Origin of the sequence: Planococcus sp. MSAK28401 (genome assembly GCF_018283455.1) — a bacterium.
GTDB lineage: Bacteria > Bacillota > Bacilli > Bacillales_A > Planococcaceae > Planococcus > Planococcus alpniumensis.
On sequence record NZ_JAAMTH010000001.1, the window covers coordinates 2,988,680 to 3,015,416 of the forward strand.

Here is a 26,737-nt window from a genome sequence, read left to right on the forward strand (position 1 = left end):
CGCCTTCTTTTTTTTATTTTTTATTAACTACCATTTCCATATCCCAATACAGGTCGGAACTGAAGCGGTCGTCTTGATGCACTTGGGCAGCCAGCACATTCTCGCCATCTTTGAGATGCGCCAGGGCTTCTTCGTCCAAGTAGATGCGTTCGATTCGATCTTCGCTGCCAACGTCTTCATCGCTCACCGCTTCCTGATAGTCCTCAAAACCGAACTCACCGGTCTCCGGAATATTGAAGCGCATAATTTCTTCTCCGTTCAAATACAGGATGACCGCATCATCAACACCGAATTCCACATATCCGAGGTCGCCGATTTCTTCCGCATCTTCCACTTCAAATGCGGCTCTGAAATACGTCAATGCGATTTTTTCGGTCTCATCTCCGCCGTAACCGACGAGCGTTTCCACAGGACCGAATTCCGGCCGTTCTTCATCTTCCGGAAATCCTAACGGGCCAGCGCCTTGCACCCACTCACTGTCATCGAAACCGGCTTCAATCCAGTCTTTTTTCTGGTCACTGCCATCGTCCAAATAACGCCACTCGCTGCCTGCTTCGAGCAGCGCGATTTCTTCGTGTGCCACCAATTCGAATTCAATCGCATTGCTTTCCCATACTTCATCGCCATCTTTTACTTCCGCAAATACCTCCACTTTTCCAGGATCCGCACCTTCTGCTGCCAGGACTTTCCCGTCTTTTATTTGGATATCCTCACTGCTCGTGCGGTACGTGACCGAGTCAGGCGAAATATCGTATTGCCCGCCTTCGATGTTTTCGCCTTTAAGCTTCAATTCCGTTTCCGGATAAAAAGAATTCTCTTCCGTAGCCAGCACGGTGCTGCTTGCTTCGAGCTCCACTTTTTCAAGCGCCGGCACGACCGTTTCGATGGACGGGTCTTTAATGATCTCGTATTCATCGACCAGTTCTTCCGTATCCGTTCGATAAGTCTCAAAGCGCAAACGTGTCGGCTCGACTTGGATATTCATATAAGTCGGCACGCCCCATTGTTCACGCACTGCCGAATACGGTTCGCGCTCAGTCTGCATGCCATAGAATTTACTGCCGCTCGCCGTGTTCCCTGTAATATAGACGGTGCCTTCCGGATTGACCGGCACCTCGCCATCCATCATATGATTTTTCAAGGGCTGAAAGTTCTCCATCTGATATGTTCTCACATAGGAATGGTCGTGTCCCATCAATACCGCATCAAAGCCGAGTTCGTCGATTGTCGGCACGAGCTGATCGCGCAAGTTCAGCACCACTTCACTTTGCGAATGTGCAGCGGCGCTATAGATTGAATGATGGAAAACGAGAATTTTCCATTTCCAGTCCCGCCCGGCAGTCGCTTCAGCTGTTTCCTCCATGAACTGAATATGCTCTTCCGGATTCTGGCTATTGGAATTCAAATTCATGAACAAGGTATCCCCGTAAGAGAAATAATAATCACCACCGGAGTTATCGTAATTGCCGAGTTCCAAGTTTTCATTCGGCACATTGAAATGATAGGCGTAATGATAGGTATCGTCATGGTTGCCGATGGTGGTAGCCGTTGGATAATTGCGCAGCGGCTCAGGCGCGAAATAAGCCGCGTATTCTTTTTCGGAATAGCGGGCATCGACCTGATCGCCTGCCGATAGGATGAAGCTTGAGTCCGGACTGCGGTCAATCGCTTGGCGCAAAGTTTTTCCCCAACCTCTTTGGTCTTCTGCAATATCGCCAGACGCGCCGATTTGCGGATCAGCAACCATCACAAATTCATATGACGAAGGATCTTTAGTCTGGAAATGAAAAGCTTGTGTCCAATTGCCACGCCCATCCCCTAGACGGTACATATAATCTGTTTCATTTTCGAGCTGAGTAATTACTGCTTCATGAGCAGAATAGCCATAAGTAGCATTTTTTAATGATGCTTCGACCGTTACCGCAGCGTTTTCCGGAAAATCTTCGGTCCCGGAAGATACTTTTGCGTATTGCACCTGGCCTGTACGCGTTGCGCTCGGTGAATACCACGAAAAGTTCATCTCCGACTCATCGCTCCCAGGCGCGAAGGCGATATGGGACGCAGAGTACGAATCATCCGCTTCGCTATCCAAAAAGCCCCTGTCCATAAATAACAGCGAGCTGGAAAGATGTGATTGAAAAGCCTGGCGCTGCCCTTCCATCAATTGCGCTGCACCTATCTCAAGTACGTCTTCTGCCGCTTCAGCTTGCCCCTCACCCAGCTGAAAAGCCGCAGCTCCTGCAACCATCGCCATGAGAAAAACGCGCCCTGCACCCCGCCACATCGTCTTCATTGCCCCACCCCTTCGTAAACAATTCGATCTATTATTTTTCAAATATTCAGTAATTAAATTTTATCATAATTCAATTGAACTAAAAAGAAATAAATTGTGAATATTTAGAACTATTTAAAAGGAATTGAAATTCTTTCTGTATATCCATGGCTATTCCTTAAGCAATGCTTCATCAATATATATTGAAAAGTATACCCAACCAAAAAAGCTTTTCCCGAAGAGCCCATGCTCAACAGAAAAAGCCTTTGCTGTAAACTTATCGTTCATTCCACGAACCCGAACTCCCTGAAAGGCGCAAAGCGGAATTTCACTTCACCGATCACGTCTTTTTCCTGGATGAACCCCAGTACGCGGGAATCCGTGCTATTGCCGCGATTGTCCCCAAGGACGTAATAGCAATCCGGGGGAACTGAAAATTCACTGGCCAATTGAGGCTGTGTGGTGAATTCGTCATTTCCGCCTCCATCCAGGTAAGGTTCGTCCAGCGGCTGTCCGTTCAGGATGATCTCCCCGCCCGACATCTGGATGTGGTCGCCCGGAACGCCGATGACCCGTTTGATGAATCGGCTGCCGTCCGGTGCGAAAAACACAATCGTATCGAAGTTGGTGATTGTTGTCGTTTTGCTCAGCACTAATTTATCGTTTTCATAATAACTCGGCTGCATCGAGCCGCCTTCGACGATGACCGGCTCGAACAGGAACTGGCGAACCCCAAAGATGATCAATGCCGTCAGCAGCAGCACTTTCATCCATACAAGCATTTCTTTGACCGGATCTTCGTACACTGGCTCTCCCCCGCCCCGTTTTTTCTCTAGTTTACTATAGCGCCTCACGCCTTGCACTCGGAGATTTCATACTCGATAATGAAACTGTATGAGTTGAAAGAATTATCAGATACGAGATAGTTTATTATCTTAATTCAAAAGGAGTGGGATTGATGAAAACATTATCTGCACAAGATGTCATTTACGCTTTTTCCAACACACATGAACCGAGCTTGCGTGCAGCGCCCGGCGATACCGTGAAGATCGATACCTTCGATTGCTTTAAAAACCAGCTCCAGTCGAGTGACCAGGAAGTCGCCGCCATCGACTGGGACCAGGTGAATCCCGCGACAGGGCCGATCTTCATTGAAGGTGCCGAAATCGGCGATGTGTTGAAAGTGGAGATCAAAGACCTCGAAATCGGCGAGCAAGGCGTCATGGTCACTGGACCAGACCTCGGCGTGATGGGCCACCGGATGGAAACGATGGAATCGAAAATCATCCCCATCCAAAATGGCAAAGCCATCTTCAATGAACGCCTGCAGCTGCCGCTGAATCCGATGATTGGCGTCATTGGCGTTGCCCCGGAAGGCGAACCCGTTTCCTGCGGTACGCCAGGCGCACATGGCGGCAATATGGATACGAAATTGATCACAAAAGGCGCAACGCTTTATTTCCCTGTGGCGGCTGAAGGCGCGCTGTTTGCACTCGGTGATTTCCATGCGGCGATGGGTGACGGCGAAATCAGTGTTTCGGGCATTGAAGTGCCGGGCAGCGCCACTGTCCAATTCGATGTCATCAAAGGCAGCCACCTGAAGCACCCTTTGCTTGAAAACGAAGAGGGCTTGGCATTTCTCGTCTCGGCGATGACCTTGGACGAAGCCGTTTCCACTGCGGTTGAGGAAATGATCGATCTATTGCTGCCTCAATCCAACTTATCCCTCAGCGAAATGACCATGCTCATGAGTGCAGCCGGTGAAACGCAGATCAGCCAAGTCGTCGACCCTCTTGTGACAGCCAGGTTCTTTGTTCCACACCATGTTCTGCAAGGACTAGGATTCCGTTTATTTTCTTAATATGGGAATTACAAGGAGATATCGAGCTGTTTAGACGTCTGAATCGTCAGACTTTTGAGCGACGAAAGATTTTATGTTACACTCAAGAAAAAATGTAGGTGATTAGAATGGTAGGAAGAAATGATCCGTGTCCATGTGGCAGCGGAAAGAAATATAAAAAATGTCACGGGAAACAACAGACAGTTTCCATCAATGATCTGGTGAACGAAGAACTGTTCCAAGTCAGACAGCAATTCTTCTCGGAAAACCCGAACCGTGACCAGCTAACGGATTTCCGCGCGCTCCAACAGGAATGGCAGCCGCGCTTGATGAAATCGATGGCGGAAAACGATGCACAAGCTTTTGTCATCGAAAACTTCCTGTTCATGCAAAAACCGGAACTATGGCAAAACTTCCTGTCTAAGCAGATCGAACAGACGCAGCGCCCAACAACGCAAGAAGTGTTGGAACAATGGTCAAACTTCCGTGTATTCCTTGGCCAGTTGGTCTCAGGCGATACAGAAAAAGCGGAATTGAAAGACGCCTTTACCGGCGAAACTTACGTCATGGCAGACCAGCCGCCGACGGATATGGAAGAAGATCAAGGACTTCTCGCGATTCTTCTGCCGGACGCGCGCGCAGGCGAACAAGGCATCTTGTTCTTGAACGGCTATTTGACGATTGTCGGCAAATTCGCCCCATTCTTTGAGCAACTGCAAAAGCGCATTGAAGAAAAAGGCGCTTCAGCGAACGAAGACTATCTTCGCGAGCATTATCTTGAAGTGGTCGAGCATATCGTCCAATACTCGACAGGCGCTGTTGAGGAAAGCGTCGAGCTTTCCCCAGAGCATCAATCCGTTATGGACGAATTGAAAAAACACATCGACGAAGCGGACTTCGACGAAGAAACCGTGACGAATGTGACAAGCATCCTCAACAGCTACCTGGTCAGCCAGCAGCCAACCGTCCAGAAACCGGAAGCACTTGTTGCCGGCTACTGGCGCTTCCTGCAAGACCACGAACTGATTCAAGGGCCGATGCTTTCTGCAAAAGACTTGAGTGAAAAATTCGGTGTTTCGTCCAGCACGATCTTGAAACGCTCTAAAGAGTTCGGTTCTTATTTTGAAGAACTGCTAGCTAAAAAATAATTGAGAAAAGCACCGGAATGGTAGTGCACCCCAAAAGTTAGAGTTCAAATCTAACTTTTGGGGTGTTTTTATATGGCGAAATATAGCGAAGAATTTAAGTTGAAGCTAGTGAAGGAATACGCAGAAGGAAAGTTGGGGTATAGACGCTTAGCCCACAAATACGGCTTGCCAGATCCCTCTCCGATTATGCGCTGGGTTCGGGCGTATCAGGAGTTTGGCCTTAAAGCCTTGCGGAGAAAGCAGACAAAACAAGTGTATTCTGTTCAATTCAAAGTGGATGTATTACACTTTATGGAACACACAGGTGCTTCTTACCAAGACGCAGCGCTCCATTTCAAGATGAACAATCCTTCACTCATTGTGAATTGGAACCGTCGAGTTCTGGCGAAAGGGGTAAAAGGCCTGGAAGCACGAGCGAAAGGACGGCCCTCCATGTCAAAAAGACCAAAACCGATCAAGAACGAAAAGCCCCTGTCTCGGGAAGCGCAATTGGAACGGGAGAATGAGCTCCTTCGTTTGGAAGTGGCGTATTTAAAAAAGTTAAAAGCTTTCCAGGAGAATCCGGATGCCTTCCTCGAAAAGCACAAGCAGCGCTGGCGTTCGAACTCCACGAAGAAGGATTCCGATTAACGGATGTGTTAAACATCGTCGATCTTCCAGATGCGACCTACCATTACCATCGCCAGCGATTCGATTGCGAAGACCCGGACCGGGAGTGGAAAACAGTGATCCGGATGCTCTTCGAGAAGCACCAAGGCCGTTACGGATACCGACGGATTCATTTGGAATTGCGAGCACAGGGATACGACATCAATCATAAGAAAGTCCAGCGTCTCATGCGAGACTTGGGATTGAACTGCGTGAAGTTCATCCGGAAATCCCGCTACAAGTCGTATAAGGGGAAAGTCGGAACCCTCGCTAAAAACCGGATGAACCGCAGGTTTTCCACACCGTATGCCCTGCAAAAACTGACAACAGATGTGACCGAGTTCAAATGTACGGGCGAACAAAAACTTTATTTAAGTCCAGTGATGGATCTCTATAACGGCGAAGTCATTGGGTTCAGTATGGCCAAACGACCGACGCTGGAATTCGTGATGGAATCACTTAACCAAGCCCTGCCAGTGATTCAGGAACAAGCGGTTTACCGGACCCCCCTCCATTCCGATCAAGGGTGGCATTACCAGCACGTTGCCTGGGTGAAAGCGTTGAAAAAACAACGCATCTTCCAGAGCATGTCCCGAAAAGGGACCTGTGCCGACAATGCGGCCATGGAAAATTTCTTTGGTCTCCTAAAGCAAGAGATGTATTACGGAGAAACGTTGGTTTCGTATGAAGAGTTAAAACAGCGGATTGAACACTATATCGATTACTACAACAATGAACGCATTAAACAAAAATTGGCCGGCATGAGCCCGGTGAAATACCGAGCACATGCCAGCCAATTAGCTGCATGAACTAAACTCTAACTTTAAGGGGTCACTACCAATTGCCTCCGGTGCTTTTTTATTCGCCATTTTTCCGTCTGAATGTGATCAGGATATACAATAAAATACCAGAAACCGCGAAAAACAAGTATACGCGCCAAAATGGCCCACTTAGCCAAGTCACGGAGGCAAAGCCGAACCCATTGTTCAATAGCGTAAAAAGAAACAGGATGATGCTCAGGAAAAACACTCCCATGCCTAAAAAGCGAAAAAAATTCAGGACAGCTTCCATCTTTTCATCTCACCTCAATTCTCTTACTCTCCTATTCCCGAAATCGCTTAACTTGAACAAAAACCAGGCCGTTTCTTAAATTCTATACTTATAAGGTGCCTCCTCTTTCGCTGCACTTATTTCGCAACTATCCACAAAATCCCGTTTAATAGCCGATTCTGGGGGAAAGCTGGTAATGACCGCGAAAAAACGGCAGTTATGCACACTATTTATTAAAAAACCGTGGGTTATGTGGGTAAATGTCTAAATTTACAGTCGATTTCTACCGGAAGTTGACTTATCCACATGTTGATAACCCATTCATATCATTCACATTACGGAAGGAGGAAGAGATTATGTTTGAAATAACTTGGGATAGTTTTATCCGAATCATCACTGTAGGAGTTCTGGCGTATATTGGGCTGCTGATTTTTTTAAGAACTTCAGGCAAGCGTACTTTGACGAAACTCAATGCGTTTGATTTGGTCGTCACTGTTGCTCTCGGTTCCACTTTGGCGACGATTCTGCTTAACAGCCAAATCAGCTTATGGGAAGGCTTGACTGCATTTGCCGTCCTGATCGGATTGCAGTATTTATTGACATTTACAGCTGTCCGCTTGTCGTGGTTTAACGATTTGATCAAATCCGAACCGCGCCTTTTGTTTTTGGAAGGTGAATTTCTCCAACAAGCTATGCGCAAGGAACGAGTTAAGGATATTGAAATTATGCAGGCTGTACGCAATTCAGGTGAAGGCGATCTGCAAAACGTCAAAGCTGTCATTCTTGAAACAGACGGCAGCATGTCCATCATCTCCAATAAAACAGGTTCAGCTCTTGCGAACGTCAAAGGGCATACAAAAAAGGATCCCGTATAGGATCCTTTTTTTATCTGGGCGTCTTCGCGCGTTGCTTCCGATGTTCCCTGCGTGCAGGCGCTGATTCAAAAAACAGCTTCTCCCCTTCTGTCTCAGGGTAGACCGGTGGCACCGGCGTCGGTTTTCCGTTCTCGCCGATTGCGACCAGCGTCAAAAACGATTCAGTCGTCAAACGTTCTTCTCCGGTTTCCAGATTCTTCGATTTGACGCGCACATACACTTCCATCGACGTTCTGCCAGTCGAAGTGACGTTTGCCTCCAATTCCAGTACATCGCCCACTTTCGCCGACGACAGGAAATCCACTGAGTCGATCGATGCAGTCACCACGATATGGCGGCTCGCATGTTTCATAGCCGAGATCCCGGCAATTTCATCGATATAGGCAAGCACTTTCCCGCCGAAAATCGATTCCATGTGATTGGTGTCAGGCGGCAGTACCAGCTTTGTCTGTATTGTCCGTGATTCACTCATAGGTTTCGCTTCCATATATGTTCCTCCTCTTTCTTCTTTAAGGTTATTCCCGCTGCAGAAAATTCTCAATCCACTACGGGTTTATTCTAACCGAAAAACAAAAACCGAAATTCCTCCTTATGGTAAAGTGGAAAAAAGGAGGAATCAAGTCCATGTCTGATCTTTTTCAAATTCTGAACACACCCGATTTTCAATCCAAGGATTCGCTGAAGCGGCAACTGCAGGAGCTCGGAATTGCTGCAGGCGATCATTTGATGGTCCATTCTTCACTAAAGTCGATGGGCTGGATAGCCGGAGGCGCGCAGGCAGTTGTTGAAGCCTTGATGGAAGTCATCACTCCGGAAGGCACTCTCGTTATGCCTTCACAGTCTGCCGATAATTCCGATCCCGTCTATTGGATGGCTCCACCGATTCCTGAGAATTGGCATCAGCCAACACGCGAGCAGATGCCTGCCTACGACCCGCACCTGACGAATATGCACGGGATGGGAAAAATACCTGAATGTCTCCACCGCCACCCAGCAACGATCCGCAGCCCCCATCCAACTCATTCCTTCATCGGCTGGGGGCGTCTTGCCGCTGAATGGATGGCTGAACAGCCCCTGGAGGATTCTTTCGGGCCCGCTTCGCCTCTTGGAAAAATGATGGCGCATCAGGTGAAAATTCTGCTTATCGGCACTGGATTCGATTCATGCACCGCGCTCCATTATGCCGAATTTTCACAGCCGGAACGCACCACTTCCCCGCAAGGCGCGGCGATGTACATAAACGGAGAGCGGCAATGGGCCACATACGATTGCGTCGATATGGATTCTGACCGTTTCCCAGAAATCGCCAAAGACTTTCCCGGCACTATCACTAAAGGAATTCTCGGGCAGGCTGAAACCCAGCTCACTGAAATGCGCCCGCTCGTGCAGTTCGCTAACGACTGGCTCAGGCGAAATCCAGCCCCACAGAAACAGGAAAGTTAAAAAAATAGGCTGAAGCGGCAGGCACCTGCCACTTCAGCCTATTTTGCTGTCGAAATACATCCGGTTGACGCATTCAACTAATGATTTCTCCTAATAAAGCTTCCAGTCGCTCATTGTCTTTATTAAAAGAATCCACAAATGCATTGATGATGTGGGCAGGTTCTTCAATCTTCGCCCAATCCAACCTGTAGCCGGCATTCGATGCCAGTTGGCGGGCAAATTCCCGGACCGTCCTGCCATTGCCTTCACGGAAAGGATGGAGTGCATTCAATTCCGCTAAATAATGTGCAAGTCGTACAATAAAAACATCTTTGCCTAGATCCTTCAGATAAGCCTCCTCAGCCAATTCATCGAAAAGCTGTTTCAGTTGGCCCGCCAAGTGTTTAGGATGGGCGAATGTCGAACTTCCTTTGGACGTCATTTCCTCACGAAGCTTCCCGGCAAACGGGTAGACGTCCTGCAGCAGGCAACGATGAATATCGAGGAACACCTTGAGGTCGGAGGGATCTTTCGGCTTTTTTAATTGCAGTTCCGACAAGCGGTAAAGCGCATAGACCGTTTCCAATTCCTTCAGCTTGTCTTCATCGCGGATATCGAATGCATTGACCAACACATCGGTTCCAGGGTAGCAATACAGGGGAGTATGCTGGTATTTAGACATCGAAGCGTGCTTTGATGGCCTGATGGAATTGAGCTTCCGTCCGTTCTCCGGTCAGGACAGAGCGGACAAAATTCCGGTCTTCACGGGTCACATCAAACCCTTCCGTTACAAGAGAGTGTTCGGCGCAGGAAATCGCGTGATTGGCTTGTTCATGGGATACCCGGTTAGCTAAATTCGTCACATGGATGACCACCTTTCATTCTCTTATTATAGCATTTTGGCGCCTTTTTTTCTACGATTGCCCCTCTTTAAAAATGGTTAAAATGGCTCTATAAAAGCTTTTTCACCTCACCGTTTCCTGCATTTTCTTTCGGCTGATGAACGCAAAAATCCCGGATGCCAGACATCCGGGATTTTTGCTTATTGATTTTGCAGTTCTTCGGTTTCTTCTGCCGTGAAGACCCGTGAGCGAGTCAAGAATCGTTTTCCTTCTGCGCCTTCAAGCGAAAACATCCCGCCGCGCCCAGGCACGACATCGATGATCAATTGCGTATGGCTCCAATAGTCAAACTGGCTCTTATGCATATAAAACTCGCTGTCGCCGATGACACCCATCAATACATCCTGATCGCCGACCATCAAATCCCCTTTTGGATAGCACATCGGAGAACTGCCGTCGCAGCAGCCTCCCGATTGATGAAACATCAACGGGCCGTGTTTTTCCTTCAAGGTATTGATCAGCTCCAAGGCGGCATCTGTGGCGATTACCCGTTCTGTCATGGCTAGCCCTTCTTTCTGATCAGAAGAACCCAAGCTTGTCTTCGCTGTAGCTGACGAGCATGTTCTTCGTGTTTTGGTAATGACTAAGCATCATCAAATGGTTCTCACGCCCGAAGCCGGACATTTTGTAGCCTCCGAATGCTGCGTGGGCAGGATACTGGTGGTAGCAGTTTGTCCATACACGGCCCGCTTGGATGCCGCGGCCGAAACGATAAGCTGTATTCGTGTCGCGCGTCCAGATGCCAGCCCCAAGGCCGTAAAGCGTGTCGTTGGCGATTTCCATCGCTTCTTCTTTCGTTTTGAATGTAGCGACCGCGAGTACCGGCCCGAAAATCTCTTCCTGGAAAATACGCATTTTGTTGTCGCCTTTGAAAACTGTCGGTTGAATGTAGAAACCTTCTGAAAGATCGCCTTCCAATCGGTTGCGGTCTCCGCCTGCCAAGACTTCTGCGCCTTCCTGCTTGCCGATTTCGAGATAGGATTGGATTTTCTCCAATTGCTCAGTGGATGCCTGGGCACCCATCATTGTAGCCGGATCCAGTGGGTTTCCGGTCTTGATTTGTTCTACCCGCTTGATGGCGCGCTTCATGAATTCCTCGTAAATGTCTTCCTGGATCAATGCACGGGATGGGCATGTACATACTTCGCCTTGGTTCAAGGCGAACATAACAAACCCTTCCACTGCTTTATCGAGGAACGCATCGTCTTGGTCCATGACATCCTTGAAGAAGATGTTCGGTGATTTCCCGCCCAATTCGAGCGTTACCGGAATGAGGTTTTGCGACGCATATTGCATGATCATGCGCCCAGTCGTCGTTTCACCCGTAAAGGCGATTTTGCTGATGCGCGGGCTCGATGCAAGCGGCTTGCCTGTTTCAATCCCGAATCCGTTGACAATATTGAGGACGCCTGGCGGAAGCAAATCTCCGACTAATTCAGCCCATACGAGGATGCTGACCGGTGTTTGTTCAGCCGGCTTCAAGACGACGCAGTTCCCTGCTGCAAGTGCAGGGGCCAATTTCCATACCGCCATAAGAAGCGGGAAGTTCCAAGGAATGATTTGGCCGACTACGCCGAGAGGCTCATGAAAGTGATAAGCGACCGTGTCGTTGTCGATTTGGCTGATGCCGCCTTCTTGGGCACGGATCGCGCCGGCAAAATAACGGAAATGGTCGATTGCAAGCGGCATATCAGCGTTTAAAGTCTCGCGGACCGCTTTCCCGTTGTCCCAAGTTTCTGCGACCGCCAGCATTTCCAAATTCTCTTCCATGCGGTCAGCAATCTTCAACAGAATATTGCCGCGTTCTGTCGTGGACGTTTTACCCCATGCTTCTCTCGCAGCGTGCGCAGCATCCAGCGCCGACTCGACATCTTCTGCGCTTGAACGCGCCACTTTCGTAAACACTTTGCCGTTTACAGGCGATAAGTTTTCAAAATACTGGCCATTTTTCGGCGCTTGCCATCCACCGTTTATATAATTATCATATTGCTCTTTAAAATTTACTTTTGCACCATCTGTGTTTGGAACTGCATATACCATTCTACATCTCCCCTTTTCTTGGTTTAGCCCTGCTATGTATACGCTTTCAAATTCTGGCTTGGCGCATCATTTATTTCAGGGCTCGCCTCTATATATTGTCAAATAAATCGGAAAATTGCAACTGTTAGCCTACAAATTTTTTTCTTATGAGGGTCATCTGGAGTATAATGGGACCAGACAGTGGAAATACACAACCGAAAGGATTTTTTTATGCGAATCAATAAATTCCTCAGTGAAACAGGCATCACTTCCCGCCGCGGAGCGGATAAATTCATCGAAGCCGGCCGTGTCGAAATCAACGGCCAAAAAGCGGAGCTCGGCAGCAAAGTCGAGCCAGAAGACGAAGTACGGGTCGACGGTAAAGTGATCCAGCAGCCGAATCGTGCTTATGTTTACCTGGCGCTCAATAAGCCGGTCGGCATCACCAGCACGACCGAACGCCACATTGAAGGCAATATCGTCGATTTCGTCAACCACCCTGAGCGCATCTTCCATGTAGGGCGGCTCGACAAAGATTCAGAAGGGCTCATCCTCATGACCAATGACGGCGATATCGTCAATGAAATCCTGCGGGCGGAGCACGAACATGAAAAAGAATACATCGTGACGGTTGATAAACCAATCACTGATGAATTCTTGGAGAAGATGGAAAGCGGCGTCGAGATCCTCGACACGGTGACACTCCCCGCGAAAGCTGAACGGATCGCCAAGCACGTATTCAAATTGACCTTGCAGCAAGGGCTCAACCGGCAGATCCGCCGCATGTGTACAGCGCTCGGCTACGAAGTGAAACGCCTGCAGCGCATCCGCATCATGAACATCCGCCTCGCCAATTTAAAAGCCGGCGAATGGCGCGACCTGACAGCAGAAGAAAAACAGGAACTGTTCCGCCAGCTTGATTATCAACCGAAACGCTAAGGAGGCATTTTATGCTAAGCATGAAAACGACGCCAAACCATACCGGCGTCAAGATCAGCGGAGATTATTTCGATTTGGACGAACTGAACCAAGCCATCTACAAAGTCATCGGCAAAGAAGGTGAATACCATGGCTATGAAGGGTCGCGCATGCGGATACTAGGCGTCTCATACGAAATTCGCCACGCCGCTCAAGGCGACCGCAATGTCGACTTCGTCTTCAATGGCTTGCATGAGCATACGAAAAAACAACACGGCTTTATCGCACCCGACAAGAATATTTATTTCTCGGTGGAAGTGCTATGGCCAGAGCTTTTGTATGCAGCTTATGCAATCCGTGATTTCATTCAGCTTTACGGGGACAAGCGCGGCGACTTGCTGGCCGATGCCTACGCGCCGGTGATTGCAAAATTCCAGGCACTCGTCCTCGAATGCCTGCAAGGCCATGTGCCGGCTGAAGAATATGCAGCGATCTTGGAAGCGTTCCGCAAATCGCCGCCGGTCAACGATTACGCCATCCAATATGTCGACCTGTTGAACTTGAAATACATCGGCATGACCCGGCAGCAGCGCGAAAAAAGCTTATCTGCCATCGCCATGAAACTTGCGCTCCAGGATCCGGAGTACCAGGCATTCCGCAAACAAGTGATTGATGCGGCAAGCTCCGCAAAACAGCCGATTCATGAAATCGGGATCCAGGCTGAATATCCTGAACAAGTGGAATGGTAAAAAAAAACCTCCCGGGCAGCTGCTCGGGAGGTTTTTTGCTTTGATTCGAACTGATAGCCATGCGCTACCATATGCTGCTAGTTGCCTCTGCCTTTAGCGCCGTGGTTTAGCTGGCTCAGAGACCTTTTCAAGCGCGGTTTCCGCTTCACCTGGCGTCTTGCCCCTGACGGCAATATCGCCGAGCGAGACGATGCCGATGACTTGCTCTTGCCGCACAATCGGCAACCGGCGGATTTGGTGCCTAGCCATCAACGAAGCCGCTTCCTCAACCAGCATCTCTTCCGTTCCGGTAATCAAAGTTTCTGAAAAAATTTCCGAAATGGGCGCATCCGTCTCAAGCTCTTCCGCGATGCCCCTCAGGACGATATCACGGTCTGTGACGATGCCGACAATCTTCCCTTCTTCACAAATCGGAATCGACCCGACATTAATCTCGCGCATCTTGGCCGCAATATCCTGGATCGTTACATCCGGCGGACAAGTTTCTACATCCGTTGTCATTATCTCCGCTATCTTCATGCCGTCTCCTCCTCGAATTCTTCCTATTAATAGTCTTTATCCTCTTTTGGGAGCTGAAAACGTCAATAGTAAAAAGAATAGGTATTTTCGGCCTTTTAATTTGCATCTTCTGAAGCTCTTGAGTGTTTTGGCTTCCCATCAAATTACGGCCTATGCTACACTACCGGACATTATGCGTTGGAAGGAGAATGACAATGATCAAAAAATGGTTTTTAGGCTTATCTCTTGGTACATCACTTCTCGTCTTGTCAGCATGCGGCGGTGCTGATGAATCCGCAGAAAACGAAAACGTGCAACCTGAAACTGAACAACAAGCCCCGAGCGGTGAGGAAAGTGCAGAACAACCGGAAATGCCTCAGCCTGACTTGGAAGGCATCCCTGAAGTCGTCGCACAAGTAAACGGCGAAGAAGTCAGCAAAGAGGAATTCGAAACAGCCTATACCGGCCAATTCCAGCAAGTGGCCATGCAAGCACAAATGTCCGGCCAGGAAATCGACCAGAATCAATTGAAAACTCAATTGGCGGAAAGCATGGTCGGCCAGAAGTTACTCGTTCAGGAAGCTGAAAAACAAGAATTGACCGCTTCCGATGAAAAAGTAGAACAAACTTTGGACCAGTTGGCACAACAAAATGGGCTCGAGTCAAAGGATGAATTCCTGTCTGTCTTGAGTGAACAAGGTATGGCCGAAGAAGAAGTCATGTCCCAAATTGAAACACAAGTGAAAGTGGACCAGCTAATCGCTGAATCCGCCGGAGATACCGATCCTAGCAACGAAGAATTGGAAGCAGCCTATGAACAAGTCAAAGCCCAGCAAGAACAAATGGGCGGCGAAGAACTCCCTGCTTTTGAAGAACTGAAACCGGAACTTGAAGAACAAGTTAAAATGCAAAAAGAAAATGAAGCTACCCAAACACTTGTAGCGGAACTTCGTGAAAAAGCAGACGTCACCATCAACCTTTAATATAAAAAAACCAGATCCGGCTCGGATCTGGTTTTTTTAGTGGCCGTAAGAGATAAAGGGATTGGATGCCCCATAGATCCTTACTCAACCAATTGGATGAATTGGCGCGTCCGTTCGTGCTGCGGGTTCCCGAAGAAATTCTCCGGGTCCGCGGATTCAATGATAGTCCCTTGATCGATCATGATGATGCGATCCGCCACTTCTTTGGCGAATTTCATCTCATGGGTCACGACGACCATCGTCATGCCTTCTTCAGCGAGTTGCTTCATGACCTGAAGCACTTCCCCGACAAGCTCCGGGTCGAGTGCTGAGGTCGGCTCATCGAAGAGCATCACTTTTGGCTCCATTGCAAGGGAACGGGCGATGGCGACACGCTGCTTCTGCCCGCCTGATAATTTGCTCGGGTAGACATCCGCTTTGTCACTCAAGCCGACTTTCTCCAATAGTTCAAGGCCGAGCTTTTTCGCTTTTTCCTTGTTCATTTTCTTGACCGTAAGGGGTGCTTCAATGACATTCTCAAGCACCGTCTTATGCGGGAAAAGATTGAAATGCTGGAAGACCATGCCCACTTCGGCGCGGATCTTCGTCAAATTGTCTTTTTTCGGATCGACTTTCTTGCCGTCGATCGTGATGGATCCTTCGTTGATCATCTCCAGGAAGTTAAAGCATCTGAGCAGCGTACTTTTACCGGATCCGCTGACCCCGACCAGAACAACCACCTCTTGGGGCTGGACGTGGAGATCCACGCCTTTCAACACCTCGAGATCACCAAAGGATTTGTGTATATTCTCTCCAATAATCATAATTGCTCCTCCTTAGGTTTTGTCCACATCAAGCCGGTTTTCATACCAGCGCAGCAAGTACGTGAAGATCATGACGAGCACGAGGTAATAAAGCGCTACGACAAGAAACGATTCAAACGGCTGGAATGATTGTGCCGCTTCCCGGTTGGCAAGGGAGAAAATCTCCGAAACACCGATAATATAGACAAGCGACGAATCTTTTAGCGTGATGATGAACTGGTTGCCGAGCGGTGGGATGGAACGGCGCAGCGCCTGTGGGAACACGATCCGCTGCATTGTCTGCTTGCGGTTCATCCCAAGCGACATACTCGCTTCGCGCTGGCCTGGATCTACCCCTTGGATCGCGCCTCGGAAAATTTCCGCGATGTAGGCACCGTTATGGACGCCAAGCGCAATGGCGCCGGCCCAGAAGTTCGACATCGTATAAATTTCCACGATACCGAAGTACAGGAACATGATCTGTACAATCAACGGCGTTCCGCGAATAACTGTAATGTAGATATTAGCAATCCACTGCAAAATCTTGGACCCAGAAATTTTCATTAAGGCAAATACTAGTCCGATGAGTGTCCCTAAAATGACACCAATCGCCGTCAGCTGAAGCGTAACGACTGTAGCTTCAAGGAAGCCCGGATATGTCCGCATGAATACCTCAAAGACTGTTCCAAATAATTCAAACATAGTCGAATCTCCCTTCTATTCCCAGCTGATTTTAATTGAGAATTTCGACGCCTTCAAGATCGACATCGAGGAGATCGCGTCCGAACCATTTTTCCGAAATCTCTGTGTAAGTTCCATTTTCGATGATCGTCGCCAATGCTTCATTGATCGCCGCGAGCAATTCTTCGTCTTCTGGGCGTACAGCTACTGCTGCTTGCTCAATCCATAGCGGATTACCGATCATTTCGATTTCAAGCCCGGCGTTCTGTGCTTCAAAGCCGACAACGTCTGCCGTGATAACAGCATCCAAACGCCCTTCAACTTCTAAATCCTGCAAAGCGACGACGTCACTATTGTAGTATTGGATATCATCTGTGTATTGCTGTGCTGCCGTGTCATACGTACTTTGCCCGACTACGCCGATAGTTGCGCCTTCAAGGTCTTCTTCCGACTGGATTTCCGTATTGCCTTCACGCACGAAAATCACACCGCCTGAGTAATAATATGGATCCGAGAAAGAGACCTGTTCTTCCCGCTCTTCTGTAATGGCCATCGACCCCAAGATGGCATCGAAGCGGTTTGTCGTCAATCCTTGGATGATTGTTTCCCAAGGAGTCGTCACTGGATTTGGCTCAAGGCCCATTTCCTCGGCGATGGCGTTGCCGATTTCAATATCGAAGCCGGTCAAATCGCCGCCTTCCTCATAGTTGAACGGTTTGTATAAACCGCTTGATGCGGTAGTGAACTTGCCTTCTTCCACAAGATTCAAGTCACTGCCTGCTCCTTCGCTTGATCCTTCCGAGCCGGTGGTTGAGTCATCCGATCCACAGGCTGCCAAAAGCATGCCCGCTGTTAAAATTACGCCTGTCGTTGTAAATTTTTTATTCATCTTGCTCTCCCCTTTTCGTTTATGTTTGACCAAAACGCCGGAGCGATTCGGGACGTGCCTGCAATGGGTTGTCTCATATGAAGATATCCTGGTCTGTGTAAGCCGCTTCGAGCTGCGCTAGCTTTTCTTTCACTTTCTCGTGTTCCTTAACATAGACAAAGCGCATGACAGAAGTCAATAACGCATGGACGGCCGTATAGGAATCAATATTCAAGTTCGCATTGACGGAAACAGTAAGCACGATATCAGCGCTCTCAGCAGCTGGCGAGTCTTCCTTATCGGTCAAGACGATCACTTTCGCTCCCTTACGCTTCGCTTGCTCCAAAGTATCCATCAAGATTCGCGTATACCGCGGAAATGCGAACGCAATGATCGTATCTTGCGGCCCGAGCCCCGCCATTTGACCATAATAACCGGCAGTGCCAGGCTGCATCATCGCTGTATTCCCGAGCGCGCTGCCAAGCCAGCCCCCAAACCATTCGGCTAAGCCGAAATCGAAGAAATTTCCCGTGACATAGCGCTGTTCAGACTTGCTGATGCGGTCGACCACTTGCAGTAAATTTTCTTCATTAATCGTTTGCTTAAGCTTCAGGATGCTGGTGATGTCTGCGTCGAGCAGGTTTTCAAGAAACGACTGGTCCGCAGCAGCAGGCTGTTCCTGCTGCGCATTGTCCAGCCGCTCTTCCGCCAGTTTGCGTTGGAGCGTATGCTGAAACTCTGTATAACCCTTATAACCAAGCTTCTGCGTCCACCTGATGACGGTCGACTCGCTGACATGCACACGCCTGCCCACTTCCAAAGCGGATGAAAATGCGATGAAAATCGGTTCGCGGAAAAAGAGATCTGCTATCTTTTTTTGCCCAGAACTGAAATCTTTATAAGAAGTTGACACATTTCGCAGTAAATCCTGCATATTCATTCCCCCATCGCAAGAACACGCCTAGTTGCTTATACTTAGTATATACTTTTGCAGGATTCCCTGCAATATTTTACTGAAAATTCTGCTAGCATTTATGACATTTTCCTCATAAATATACTGTTAAACCAGTATTCAGAGCAAAAATACACAAAGCAAAAAATTCATAATCCCTTGCAGCAAGCACACTGCCCTTTTCTTTCGCCTTTTCCAGCTATTGTTGTACACTATTTGTATAACTAATTTGGATGAGGTGCTGCTCGTGAAATGGGAAGATCGGATTTTTAAGCTATTCATTTTTTGGTATATCTGCGGTGTTATCTTGCTAGGTTTTGATTTATTGCCATCTTGGCTGGAATGGGCAAACGCCTTCTTCCTCATCCTTGCAGGAACACTCGGCTTCCTTTATTTATGGCGGCGCTTCGGCCCTGCAATCGGCGGGTCGATCGGCTTACTCATTTTCTTCTCGACCTTCATCGTCGAATGGGCTGGCGCAGACAGTGGCTTCTTGTTCGGTTCTTACGATTATACCGACCGCTTCGCCCCGAATGTCTTCGGCGTCCCGGTCGCAATCGGTTTCGCTTGGCTCATGGTCATGGCGACGAGCCACGTCATCGCCCGCTGGATCGTGCCAGGCGGCGGCTTTTTGTATGCAGCCACCGGAGGCATTGCAGCGGTCATCATCGACTTGATCATCGATCCGGTCGCCTATAAAGTGAAAGGCTACTGGCTATGGGAAGATACAGGTTTCTACTACGATATCCCGTGGACCAATTTCACTGGCTGGTTTATCGTAGCGTTCACCCTTCACCTCATAATCGATGCAGCATTCAAGAAGCAAGGGCTCAAAATGGCAGCAGGTCAGGCAGAAAAGCGCATGGCTCTTTTGTATGTATTGATGATCGCCTTATTCGTGATGCTCGGGCTGATCGGCGGGCTATGGCTTGCAGCCGTATTGACTTCCGTCCTCACGGCAGCGATTGTCGTCTTGGCATGGAAGAGGCGTCCGCAATGATCCAGGCAAAAAAATCCAAGCTCTTTGAACGCATGTTCGCCCTGTATTTGATGCCATCGATCCGCAGGTCTTTTTCACATCTGTATGCCAGAAACATCCGCCCGCCTAAAGGGCCGGCGTTAATTATTTCGAACCACAGCTCATGGTGGGACGGGCTGCTGTTCTTTTTTCTGAACCGGCGCGTCTGGAACTTGGATGTCCATATCATGATGCACGAACACGGGCTGAAGGAATTTCCTTTTTTCCGCCGGCTTGGCGCCTTTTCAATCGACCGCAGCAACCCGAAAGATATTTTGGCTTCGCTGCGCTATGCCGAGAATTTATTGAAACAAGGCAAAACGGTCATTCTGTTTCCACAAGGCGATGAATATCATTTGGAGACGCGCCCCCTGGAATTTCATACAGGCGTCCTGTATTTGATGGAGAAATGCCCGGAAGTTCCGCTCGTTCCCATTCGCTTTTATTATTCAATGCGCCGTGAAAAACATCCTGAAGTGTGGATCGACCAAGGCGATAGCCTAACACTTGATGACATCCCGGTGGGTTCAAGACATGATCGGACCTTGTGGCTGCAGGAGCGGGAAACTGCTGCGCTTGACCAATTGAAACAAGAAGTGCTCGAAGAAAATTACGGAGCATTCCCCGAGTTGCTAAAAAGGAGGCGCAAATCATGATCACGGCTTTGATCGTCATCCATATCGCCTTTTTCTTATGGATCGTCTTCAACCGCTTGTTCCTGCCGGTGCTGCCCAAACAGCCTGTAGTAAAAGCAGAGCCGCTGGTGTCCATTCTTGTGCCAATGCGCAACGAAGAACGCAACGTGCCGACGATCGTCCGCTCGTTAAAAGAGACCGATTGGGAAAAGGCCGAATTCATCCTTTTGAATGACCAGTCGACGGATGGCACACAAGCAGCACTCGACCGGGAAATTGCTGGCGACAAGCGCTTCACCGTATTGCAAGGTGTCGAACTGCCAGTAGGATGGATCGGCAAAGTCCATGCCTGCCATCAATTGCAGAAACACGCTTCCGGCGATTACTTATTCTTCGTCGATGCCGATGTCCGTTTCCGCAAGCAAGCGGTGCGGCAGACACTCGGCTTGATGGAAAAGCGGCGCGCTGCCCTGTTATCCGGATTCCCCGCTTTTGAAGTGCCGGTGTTCTTGAGTAAATTACTCGTGCCGATGCTTCATTTCGTCATTTTATTCCATTTGCCATTGGCGCTGGCGAATTACGCGAAATTCCCGGCAGCCACCGCGGCAAACGGCATGTGGATGGCTTTTGAACGAAAAGCCTATGAGTCGATCGGCGGGCACGAAGCCGTGCGCACGTCACTCGTCGAAGATGTACATATCGCCCGCACTTTAAAACAAGCTGGCCATAAAGTGCTGCTCGCTAATATCACCGCTTCGGTTAAATGCCGGATGTACGAAACGCCAGCCGAAGTATGGGAAGGCTTCTTGAAGAATAGCTACACCGGCATCGGGCGTTCGCCGTTAATCGCCATCCTTCTGACCTTATTTTACAGCGTCTTTTACATCTTTCCTCTATTTCTAGCCGCAGCCGGCCTCGTAACGGCCAACTGGGTTTGGCTCGCGCCATACGCGCTGACTGTTTTGCAGCGCTGGTATGTCGACATGGTAACCAATCAGCGCTGGTATTTGGCGTTCCTTATTCCACTCCAAGCGGCAGCCATGCTCGCGGTCCTGCTCACGGCCATGAAAAAATCGTTGAAAAATGAGTCTTACACATGGAAAGGCAGGCATTATTCATGAACCGACCACATATCGCCATCATCGGCGGCGGGCTTGGCGGCTTATCTGCTGCCATTACGCTCGCGAACGCCGGCATGCGCGTCAGCCTATTCGAAAAAAACAGCCATTTCGGCGGCAAACTGATGCCTGTCGAACTGGGCAGCTATCGTTTCGATTTCGGCCCCAACACAATCACCATGCCTCACATTTTCCGCCAGGTCATTGAGCAGACCGGGCGCGACCCTGAACAGTATTTCCAACTCGAAAAGCTCGCTGTCCATACACGCAATCATTTCGCGGACGGCAGCTACATCGACTTTACGGCAGACCGCGGCGAAATGATCCGCCAGCTCGAAACGCTGGATCCTTTTGCAGCCAGTAAATACGATGCGTTTTTAGCTGAAGTCGCACGCCTGTATCGTTCATCCGAACAATATTTCTTTCCGCTAAGCTTCCAGTCATTCCGGGATTATCTGTCCCCGTCACTCGGGGCGGCCATGCTGAAAGTGCGTCCACTCGAATCGATGGATCATTTTTTCAGCCGCTACTTCAAACATAAAGGCTTGCTTCAGGCAGTCGGGCGCTACGCTACTTATATCGGCTCATCACCTTATAAAGCGCCTGCCACGTTCGCGATGATCGCGCACCTTGAACTTGCGCAAGGCGTTTTTTACGCAAAAGGCGGAAACGTATCGATTGCACAGGGTTTTGCAACGGTCGCAGCGGAATGCGGCGTGGAAATGCATGCCGAAACGGCTGTCACACGCATCCTGACGGAACAAGGTGAAGCATGCGGCGTGGAGCTCGCGGACGGCGAACGGATTGTTGCCGATGCCGTCATCTTAAACGGCGATTTGTTGTCGGCATTTCCTGAGTTGGTGGATGAAACAGAGCGTCCGTCTTTCCAGGATGCGAAGCGTGATCGATTCGAGCCGTCGATTTCCGCCTTTGTCATCACGGCAGGGCTGGATGTCCGCTTACCGGAACTGAAGCATCACAATGTTTTCTTTTCAGCCGATTATCCCCGCGAGTTCCGTGAATTATTTGCCGACAAACAATACAGCGGCGAGCCGACCATCTATATCAGCAACTCATCTCATTCGGACCCATCCGTTTCGCCGCTTGGGGATAATTTGTTCATTCTCATCAATGCCCCTGCCCTTACAGCGCAAGGCGATTTGCAGATTGACCCGCAACAATACAAAGAACGGATTTACGATCTATTGGAACATTATGGAATTAAAATACGCGATCACCTGCAGGAAGAACGGATCTTCACTCCTGAATTTATCCGTGATACATTCGGGTCTCACCGCGGAGCTTTATACGGCCCGTCCTCCAATCGGCCTAAAGACGCCTTTTTGCGGCCGTCGAATGCGAGCCGCGACATTCAAGGGCTGTTTTTTGTCGGCGGAAGCGTGCACCCCGGCGGCGGCTCCCCGATGGTCACATTGAGCGGATTAAATGTGGCGCAGCGCTTGATCGAAAGCTATTCATCCTAAAACGAACAAAAAAAGCTGTTTCCATCCGTCAGTAGTGGCGGGTGGAAACAGCTTTTTTCTATTTATCATAAGCATTGCAGGATGGACTGCTTGGAATCGTCCGTTACGTAATGCTTTTCGTGAAACACTGTATATTCTTTCGAGCGGATCGTCGACAGGATTTCCCGGTAGACAAGCGCGGCCCCTTTCACTGGAACGCGGGAAGATAAAGGATAATCATTAATCGTTTCAAATGCCCGGTCGTAATGGAACTCAGCTATGCTGGCGAGCTCTTCCCAAACCTGGACGAACGATTCTGATACCGTGCCGCTTCCAAGTTCTTCCTCATCAAGGCCGTATTTCCGCATGATATCCTGAGGCAAATAAATGCGGTCCATGGCCAGGTCTTCTCCGATATCGCGGAGGATGTTAGTAATTTGCATGGCGTAGCCAAGCGAAATTGCGCCGTCTTTTAACAGGGCAGTGCGTCCTGGCGCCAGTATCGGCAACAGCATCAGCCCAACTGTGCTTGCGACATGGTAGCTATAGTCCAAAAGCTCTTCCAGCGTGCGGTAGCGGTTGATTGTCAAATCCATTTCCTGTCCTTTAATCAATCCATAAAACGCGCTGGCATCCATATCGTAGCTTTCAAACACATCTTCGAGCGCCAGCCACATCGGGTCGTCCCATTGAATTGACCCTGCTAGAAATTCGTCGAAGTCTTTTCGGAATGCCTTCAGCTCGGGTTCAGGATGGCTGCCTTCGTCGACGATATCATCGACTTTTCGGCAGAAGGCGTACACCGCCCACACGGCTTTGCGTTTTTCTTTCGGCAATAGGGAAAATGCTTTATAAAAGCTCTTTGAATTGTCGGCGATAATACGTTCGCAATAGCTATAGGCTTGCTTCAATTCCATCATGAACCGCCCCTTTCTTTCAAATCGCTGTGAATTCTGTCGGCCAGCAATTTCGCTCCTTGCATAACGATTGGTATGCCGCCGCCCGGGTGGACAGAAGCACCTACTGCATACAAATTCTCTGTGTTGTCCGGTTTGATCTGTGGGCGGAAAACGCCCGACTGCCGCAATGTCGGGCCAATTCCGAAGCTTCCTCCCTTGAACAAGCCGAACGCTTCTGCATCTTTCGGCGTGCGCACGTCCATCCACTCAATCGACTCCCGGATACCTGGAAACGATAATGTCTCCATCCGGTCCAAAATACGCCCAATCCACTGTTCATCATTTTTCCAGTCGATTTCTGTGCCTGAAGGAACCGGTACGAGTACATAAAGCACCGATTTGCCTTGGGGGGCAAGAGAATCGTCAATGACAGAAGGGTGGAAGGTGTAGAACGCCGGATTTTCCGTTTTCTGCCCTCTGACAAACACATCTTCCATATGTTCTTTGTAATCATCACCGATAAAGAATTGGTGGACATTTACGTCTTGATAAACCTTATCCAGCCCGAAGTACAGCAACACACAGCCGGAAGAAGGTGTATATTCCTTCTGCTTCTTCATCGGCGCTAATTGGTTGATTCCAGGGAAATCCCCATTATAGACAATCGCATCATAAGGCTCTAAGCCTGATTCAGTTTCAACCGCTGTCGCCCGGCCATCTTTTTTCAAGACGCGCTTAACAGTCGAGCCCAACCGAATCTCAGTGCCGCGGCTGCGCAATTCCCGCTCCATGACGGGAATGATGCTCGCATAGCCGCCTTTCACATAGTAAACTCCGTGCTGATGCTCGCTGAACGGCACGAGTGAATACATGGCCGGCGCGCGGTAAGGATCCCCACCGATATACAGCGCTTGAAGGGAATAGGCCAGCTGCAGCCGCTCGTCCCTGAAATAATTCTCCATCAATTGATGGACAGATTGCTGGGGTTTCAGTTTCATCAAATTGCGGATATTGCGGAAAGTCCAAAAATCCGCTTTGCGGACAAAATCATGTTCCAGAAAAGCAGGCTTGCCGATATCAAAGCGTTTCTGCCCTTCATCCATAAAGCGGATAAATCCCTCTTTATCTTCCGGAAACTGCTCTTCGACTTCCTGCAATTGCCGCTCGCGCCCAGGATATTTCGTATACACTTTTCCGTCTGTAAAGCGGATTGTGTAAAGCGGGTCGCATAGTAATAATTCGATGCTTTCGGGATCGATTCCTGCCTGTGCAAACAAATCGCGGAACATTTCCGGCAGCAAGACGATGGTTGGGCCCTCATCGATTCGAAAACCGTCCCGTTCCACAAACGCCATTCTGCCACCGAGCTTATGTTCTTTTTCGTAAATGGTCACCTCATAGCCGAGCTTCGTTAAATAAAGCGCGCCCATCAAGCCGCCGACGCCGCCGCCGATCATGGCTATTTTCATACATATCCCTCCACTTTCGGAAGCGGGCCGATCGGAATTCCGGATTTGCCGTCTTCTTTCAAGATGCCGTTCGTCGTGATGCGGGCAGATTCCAGAATAGTCGGCAAGCCGCTGCCGGGATGCGTTCCGCCTCCGACCAGCCAGCAATTGTCGAGCTCTTCGAATTTATTATGCGGGCGGAACACCATCATTTGCGATAATTGATGCCCTAAATTAAATGTAGCACCGCGGTATACGGAATAATCCGATTCCCAGCCGAACGGCGTCAGCATCTTCTCGACTTCAATATGCTCCCGCAGATTCTTGAAATCGGTTTTTTCTTCGATAATATCCAACACCAACTCACGGAAGGCTTCCTGTTCGTGTTCCCAGCCGATATCGCTGAAATTATTCGGCACCGGCGCCAAGATATACAGCGCCGACTTGCCGTCAGGAGCCAAAGTCGGATCCGTCACACTGGCATTTTGGATATAGATCGACGGGTCCGCTGACAAGATGCGGGATTTCGTCATTTCTTCGACATTCTTCTGGTAATCTTTCGAAAAAACGATCGTGTGGTGCGACAAATCGTATTTTTTATCGAGCCCTAAATAAAGCATGAATGTGGAACATGAATATTTCTTCTTATCGAGCTTCTTAGGGGTATATTTCTTCAAGATTCCCGGCTCCACCAGGTGGGTCATCACGTGTGCAAAGTCACCATTGATCACTACTTCGTCCGCTGCTTCGCGGCTGCCGTCGTATAGGTAGACCCCTTTCACCGTGCGGTCCTCGATCCATAATTTCTGTACGCCTTTTCCAAGATGGATGCGGCCGCCCATTTCTTTGACCGCTTTCGCCATCGCTGCCGACAATTGGTTGACGCCGCCTATTGGATGATAGATGCCGTAGGCGTGCTCCATATAGGAAAGAATGGTGAACGCTCCCGGGCATTCCCATGGCGACATGCCGAGGTATTTCGACTGGAACGCAAACGCCATCTTCAGCCGTTCGTCTTTAAAGTAACGAGATAGCACGTCGTAAAGGGTCTTGCCTACTTCAAGTTCCGGAAGTGCTTTGATCACTTTCGGCTGCATGAGGTCCGTCATGCGGTCCATTTTCGTCTGTAACAATGGGGACATGGCTTCGAGCTTCTTGCCGGTGTCTTTCATAAAGCGTGCGTAACCTTCCCCATCGCCTTTGAAGTTATCATCGATTTGCTTGCGCATTGCTTCAGGATCGCGCGTCATCACCAAGTTCTGGTCTTCAAAGCGCAGTTCGTACATCGGGTCTAGTTCGATCGCTTCCATATAATCGTGGACATTGCGTCCTGTCGTTTCAAATAATTCCTCCACCAGATGAAGCATGCTCAAAAACGTCGGTCCTGTGTCAAATGTGAAATCGCCTAATGTTAATGCAGCATTGCGCCCGCCGATGCGGTCATTTTTTTCGTAAATATCTACTTGGTATCCTTTGCTCGCTAACAGCATTCCTGCTGCTAAGCCTCCTGGCCCCGCTCCAATAATAATCATCCGTTTTGCCATTGCGT

28 protein-coding genes are annotated in these 26,737 nt (G+C 49.2%); 13 read left to right on the forward strand and 15 right to left on the reverse strand.

Annotated features, from left to right (window positions below):
- Window positions 1–13 precede the first annotated feature (13 nt).
- Both G3255_RS15135 and lepB read right to left on the reverse strand, forming a co-directional pair.
- The gene (locus G3255_RS15135) at window positions 14–2,293 is read right to left on the reverse strand and encodes a purple acid phosphatase family protein (protein WP_211655228.1); all 2,280 of its coding nucleotides are present in this window, start codon (window positions 2,291–2,293) and stop codon (window positions 14–16) included.
- Window positions 2,294–2,556: 263 nt separating this feature from the next.
- Window positions 2,557–3,078 (reverse strand): signal peptidase I, encoded by a 522-nt coding sequence (lepB, locus tag G3255_RS15140; RefSeq protein WP_349291446.1) that lies wholly within the window; start codon window positions 3,076–3,078, stop codon window positions 2,557–2,559.
- A gap of 152 nt (window positions 3,079–3,230) precedes the next feature.
- Between lepB and G3255_RS15145 the strand changes: the two genes are divergently transcribed.
- The 5 genes from G3255_RS15145 to G3255_RS15165 all read left to right on the forward strand — a co-directional run bounded on the left by G3255_RS15145 (window position 3,231) and on the right by G3255_RS15165 (window position 7,833).
- Window positions 3,231–4,133: an acetamidase/formamidase family protein gene (locus tag G3255_RS15145; protein WP_211655229.1), complete on the forward strand. Its 903-nt coding sequence runs from the start codon at window positions 3,231–3,233 to the stop codon at window positions 4,131–4,133.
- 107 nt (window positions 4,134–4,240) lie between these two features.
- Window positions 4,241–5,260: an SEC-C metal-binding domain-containing protein gene (locus G3255_RS15150; RefSeq protein ID WP_211655230.1), complete on the forward strand. Its 1,020-nt coding sequence runs from the start codon at window positions 4,241–4,243 to the stop codon at window positions 5,258–5,260.
- Window positions 5,261–5,332: 72 nt separating this feature from the next.
- Window positions 5,333–5,890, forward strand: coding sequence for a helix-turn-helix domain-containing protein (locus tag G3255_RS15155; RefSeq protein WP_211654625.1), 558 nt, complete (start codon window positions 5,333–5,335; stop codon window positions 5,888–5,890).
- Complete coding sequence (locus G3255_RS15160; protein ID WP_211655950.1) at window positions 5,854–6,717, forward strand: IS3 family transposase; 864 nt, start codon at window positions 5,854–5,856, stop codon at window positions 6,715–6,717. The genes G3255_RS15155 and G3255_RS15160 overlap by 37 nt, the downstream gene beginning before the upstream one ends.
- 597 nt (window positions 6,718–7,314) lie before the next feature.
- Entirely contained in the window at window positions 7,315–7,833 is a 519-nt protein-coding gene (locus tag G3255_RS15165) for a DUF421 domain-containing protein (protein ID WP_211655231.1), read from the forward strand.
- Window positions 7,834–7,843: 10 nt separating this feature from the next.
- Here the strand turns inward: G3255_RS15165 and G3255_RS15170 are convergent, their stop codons facing one another.
- The gene (locus G3255_RS15170) at window positions 7,844–8,320 is read right to left on the reverse strand and encodes an acyl-CoA thioesterase (protein ID WP_211655232.1); all 477 of its coding nucleotides are present in this window, start codon (window positions 8,318–8,320) and stop codon (window positions 7,844–7,846) included.
- A 137-nt stretch (window positions 8,321–8,457) separates the two neighbouring features.
- On the opposite strand from G3255_RS15170, the gene G3255_RS15175 reads away from it, so the two are divergent.
- A complete protein-coding gene (locus G3255_RS15175) occupies window positions 8,458–9,276 on the forward strand; it encodes an AAC(3) family N-acetyltransferase (RefSeq protein WP_211655233.1) in 819 nt (272 codons plus the stop codon).
- A gap of 73 nt (window positions 9,277–9,349) precedes the next feature.
- Here G3255_RS15175 and G3255_RS15180 read toward each other — a convergent pair whose 3' ends face one another.
- The 4 genes from G3255_RS15180 to adh form a co-directional block, all read right to left on the reverse strand.
- Window positions 9,350–9,937, reverse strand: a complete 588-nt coding sequence (locus G3255_RS15180) for a Fic/DOC family protein (RefSeq protein ID WP_211655234.1) — start codon at window positions 9,935–9,937, stop codon at window positions 9,350–9,352.
- On the reverse strand, window positions 9,930–10,118 hold the full coding sequence (locus G3255_RS15185; protein WP_211655235.1) for a hypothetical protein: 189 nt from the start codon (window positions 10,116–10,118) through the stop codon (window positions 9,930–9,932). The genes G3255_RS15180 and G3255_RS15185 overlap by 8 nt, the downstream gene beginning before the upstream one ends.
- A gap of 179 nt (window positions 10,119–10,297) precedes the next feature.
- A complete protein-coding gene (locus tag G3255_RS15190) occupies window positions 10,298–10,657 on the reverse strand; it encodes a DUF779 domain-containing protein (RefSeq protein WP_211655236.1) in 360 nt (119 codons plus the stop codon).
- 19 nt (window positions 10,658–10,676) lie between these two features.
- Window positions 10,677–12,197 (reverse strand): aldehyde dehydrogenase, encoded by a 1,521-nt coding sequence (adh, locus tag G3255_RS15195; RefSeq protein WP_211655237.1) that lies wholly within the window; start codon window positions 12,195–12,197, stop codon window positions 10,677–10,679.
- Between the two features lie 210 nt (window positions 12,198–12,407).
- Between adh and rluF the strand changes: the two genes are divergently transcribed.
- Both rluF and G3255_RS15205 read left to right on the forward strand, forming a co-directional pair.
- Window positions 12,408–13,115, forward strand: a complete 708-nt coding sequence (rluF, locus tag G3255_RS15200; protein WP_211655238.1) for a 23S rRNA pseudouridine(2604) synthase RluF — start codon at window positions 12,408–12,410, stop codon at window positions 13,113–13,115.
- Window positions 13,116–13,126: 11 nt separating this feature from the next.
- Entirely contained in the window at window positions 13,127–13,843 is a 717-nt protein-coding gene (locus tag G3255_RS15205; RefSeq protein WP_211655239.1) for a DUF6904 family protein, read from the forward strand.
- Between the two features lie 93 nt (window positions 13,844–13,936).
- Here G3255_RS15205 and G3255_RS15210 read toward each other — a convergent pair whose 3' ends face one another.
- A complete protein-coding gene (locus G3255_RS15210) occupies window positions 13,937–14,362 on the reverse strand; it encodes a CBS domain-containing protein (protein ID WP_211655240.1) in 426 nt (141 codons plus the stop codon).
- A gap of 194 nt (window positions 14,363–14,556) precedes the next feature.
- Here G3255_RS15210 and G3255_RS15215 point away from each other — a divergent pair, with 194 nt between their 5' ends.
- A complete protein-coding gene (locus tag G3255_RS15215; RefSeq protein ID WP_211655241.1) occupies window positions 14,557–15,324 on the forward strand; it encodes a SurA N-terminal domain-containing protein in 768 nt (255 codons plus the stop codon).
- A gap of 80 nt (window positions 15,325–15,404) precedes the next feature.
- Here the strand turns inward: G3255_RS15215 and G3255_RS15220 are convergent, their stop codons facing one another.
- From G3255_RS15220 to G3255_RS15235, 4 genes are all read right to left on the reverse strand, one after another.
- A complete protein-coding gene (locus G3255_RS15220; RefSeq protein WP_211655242.1) occupies window positions 15,405–16,127 on the reverse strand; it encodes an amino acid ABC transporter ATP-binding protein in 723 nt (240 codons plus the stop codon).
- A gap of 12 nt (window positions 16,128–16,139) precedes the next feature.
- Window positions 16,140–16,808 (reverse strand): amino acid ABC transporter permease, encoded by a 669-nt coding sequence (locus G3255_RS15225; protein WP_211655243.1) that lies wholly within the window; start codon window positions 16,806–16,808, stop codon window positions 16,140–16,142.
- A 31-nt stretch (window positions 16,809–16,839) separates the two neighbouring features.
- Complete coding sequence (locus G3255_RS15230; protein WP_211655244.1) at window positions 16,840–17,676, reverse strand: transporter substrate-binding domain-containing protein; 837 nt, start codon at window positions 17,674–17,676, stop codon at window positions 16,840–16,842.
- A 73-nt stretch (window positions 17,677–17,749) separates the two neighbouring features.
- Entirely contained in the window at window positions 17,750–18,589 is an 840-nt protein-coding gene (locus G3255_RS15235; RefSeq protein WP_211655245.1) for a MurR/RpiR family transcriptional regulator, read from the reverse strand.
- A 265-nt stretch (window positions 18,590–18,854) separates the two neighbouring features.
- Between G3255_RS15235 and G3255_RS15240 the strand changes: the two genes are divergently transcribed.
- From G3255_RS15240 to G3255_RS15255, 4 genes are read left to right on the forward strand one after another with little or no spacing between them, the layout of a single operon-like run.
- Window positions 18,855–19,607: a carotenoid biosynthesis protein gene (locus G3255_RS15240; RefSeq protein WP_349291447.1), complete on the forward strand. Its 753-nt coding sequence runs from the start codon at window positions 18,855–18,857 to the stop codon at window positions 19,605–19,607.
- Window positions 19,604–20,281 (forward strand): lysophospholipid acyltransferase family protein, encoded by a 678-nt coding sequence (locus tag G3255_RS15245; RefSeq protein WP_211655246.1) that lies wholly within the window; start codon window positions 19,604–19,606, stop codon window positions 20,279–20,281. Before G3255_RS15240 ends, G3255_RS15245 begins: the two co-directional genes overlap by 4 nt.
- Window positions 20,278–21,381 carry a glycosyltransferase family 2 protein gene (locus G3255_RS15250; protein ID WP_211655247.1) on the forward strand — a complete coding sequence of 368 codons (1,104 nt, stop codon included), beginning with the start codon at window positions 20,278–20,280 and terminating at the stop codon, window positions 21,379–21,381. The genes G3255_RS15245 and G3255_RS15250 overlap by 4 nt, the downstream gene beginning before the upstream one ends.
- Window positions 21,378–22,862, forward strand: coding sequence for a phytoene desaturase family protein (locus tag G3255_RS15255; protein ID WP_249222141.1), 1,485 nt, complete (start codon window positions 21,378–21,380; stop codon window positions 22,860–22,862). The genes G3255_RS15250 and G3255_RS15255 overlap by 4 nt, the downstream gene beginning before the upstream one ends.
- Before the next feature lie 65 nt (window positions 22,863–22,927).
- On the opposite strand, the gene G3255_RS15260 is transcribed toward G3255_RS15255, so the two are convergent.
- From G3255_RS15260 to G3255_RS15270, 3 genes are read right to left on the reverse strand one after another with little or no spacing between them, the layout of a single operon-like run.
- Window positions 22,928–23,761, reverse strand: coding sequence for a phytoene/squalene synthase family protein (locus G3255_RS15260; RefSeq protein WP_349291448.1), 834 nt, complete (start codon window positions 23,759–23,761; stop codon window positions 22,928–22,930).
- The gene (locus tag G3255_RS15265) at window positions 23,758–25,209 is read right to left on the reverse strand and encodes a phytoene desaturase family protein (RefSeq protein ID WP_211655249.1); all 1,452 of its coding nucleotides are present in this window, start codon (window positions 25,207–25,209) and stop codon (window positions 23,758–23,760) included. Before G3255_RS15265 ends, G3255_RS15260 begins: the two co-directional genes overlap by 4 nt.
- On the reverse strand, window positions 25,206–26,732 hold the full coding sequence (locus G3255_RS15270; RefSeq protein WP_211655250.1) for a phytoene desaturase family protein: 1,527 nt from the start codon (window positions 26,730–26,732) through the stop codon (window positions 25,206–25,208). The genes G3255_RS15265 and G3255_RS15270 overlap by 4 nt, the downstream gene beginning before the upstream one ends.
- Window positions 26,733–26,737: the final 5 nt, after the last annotated feature.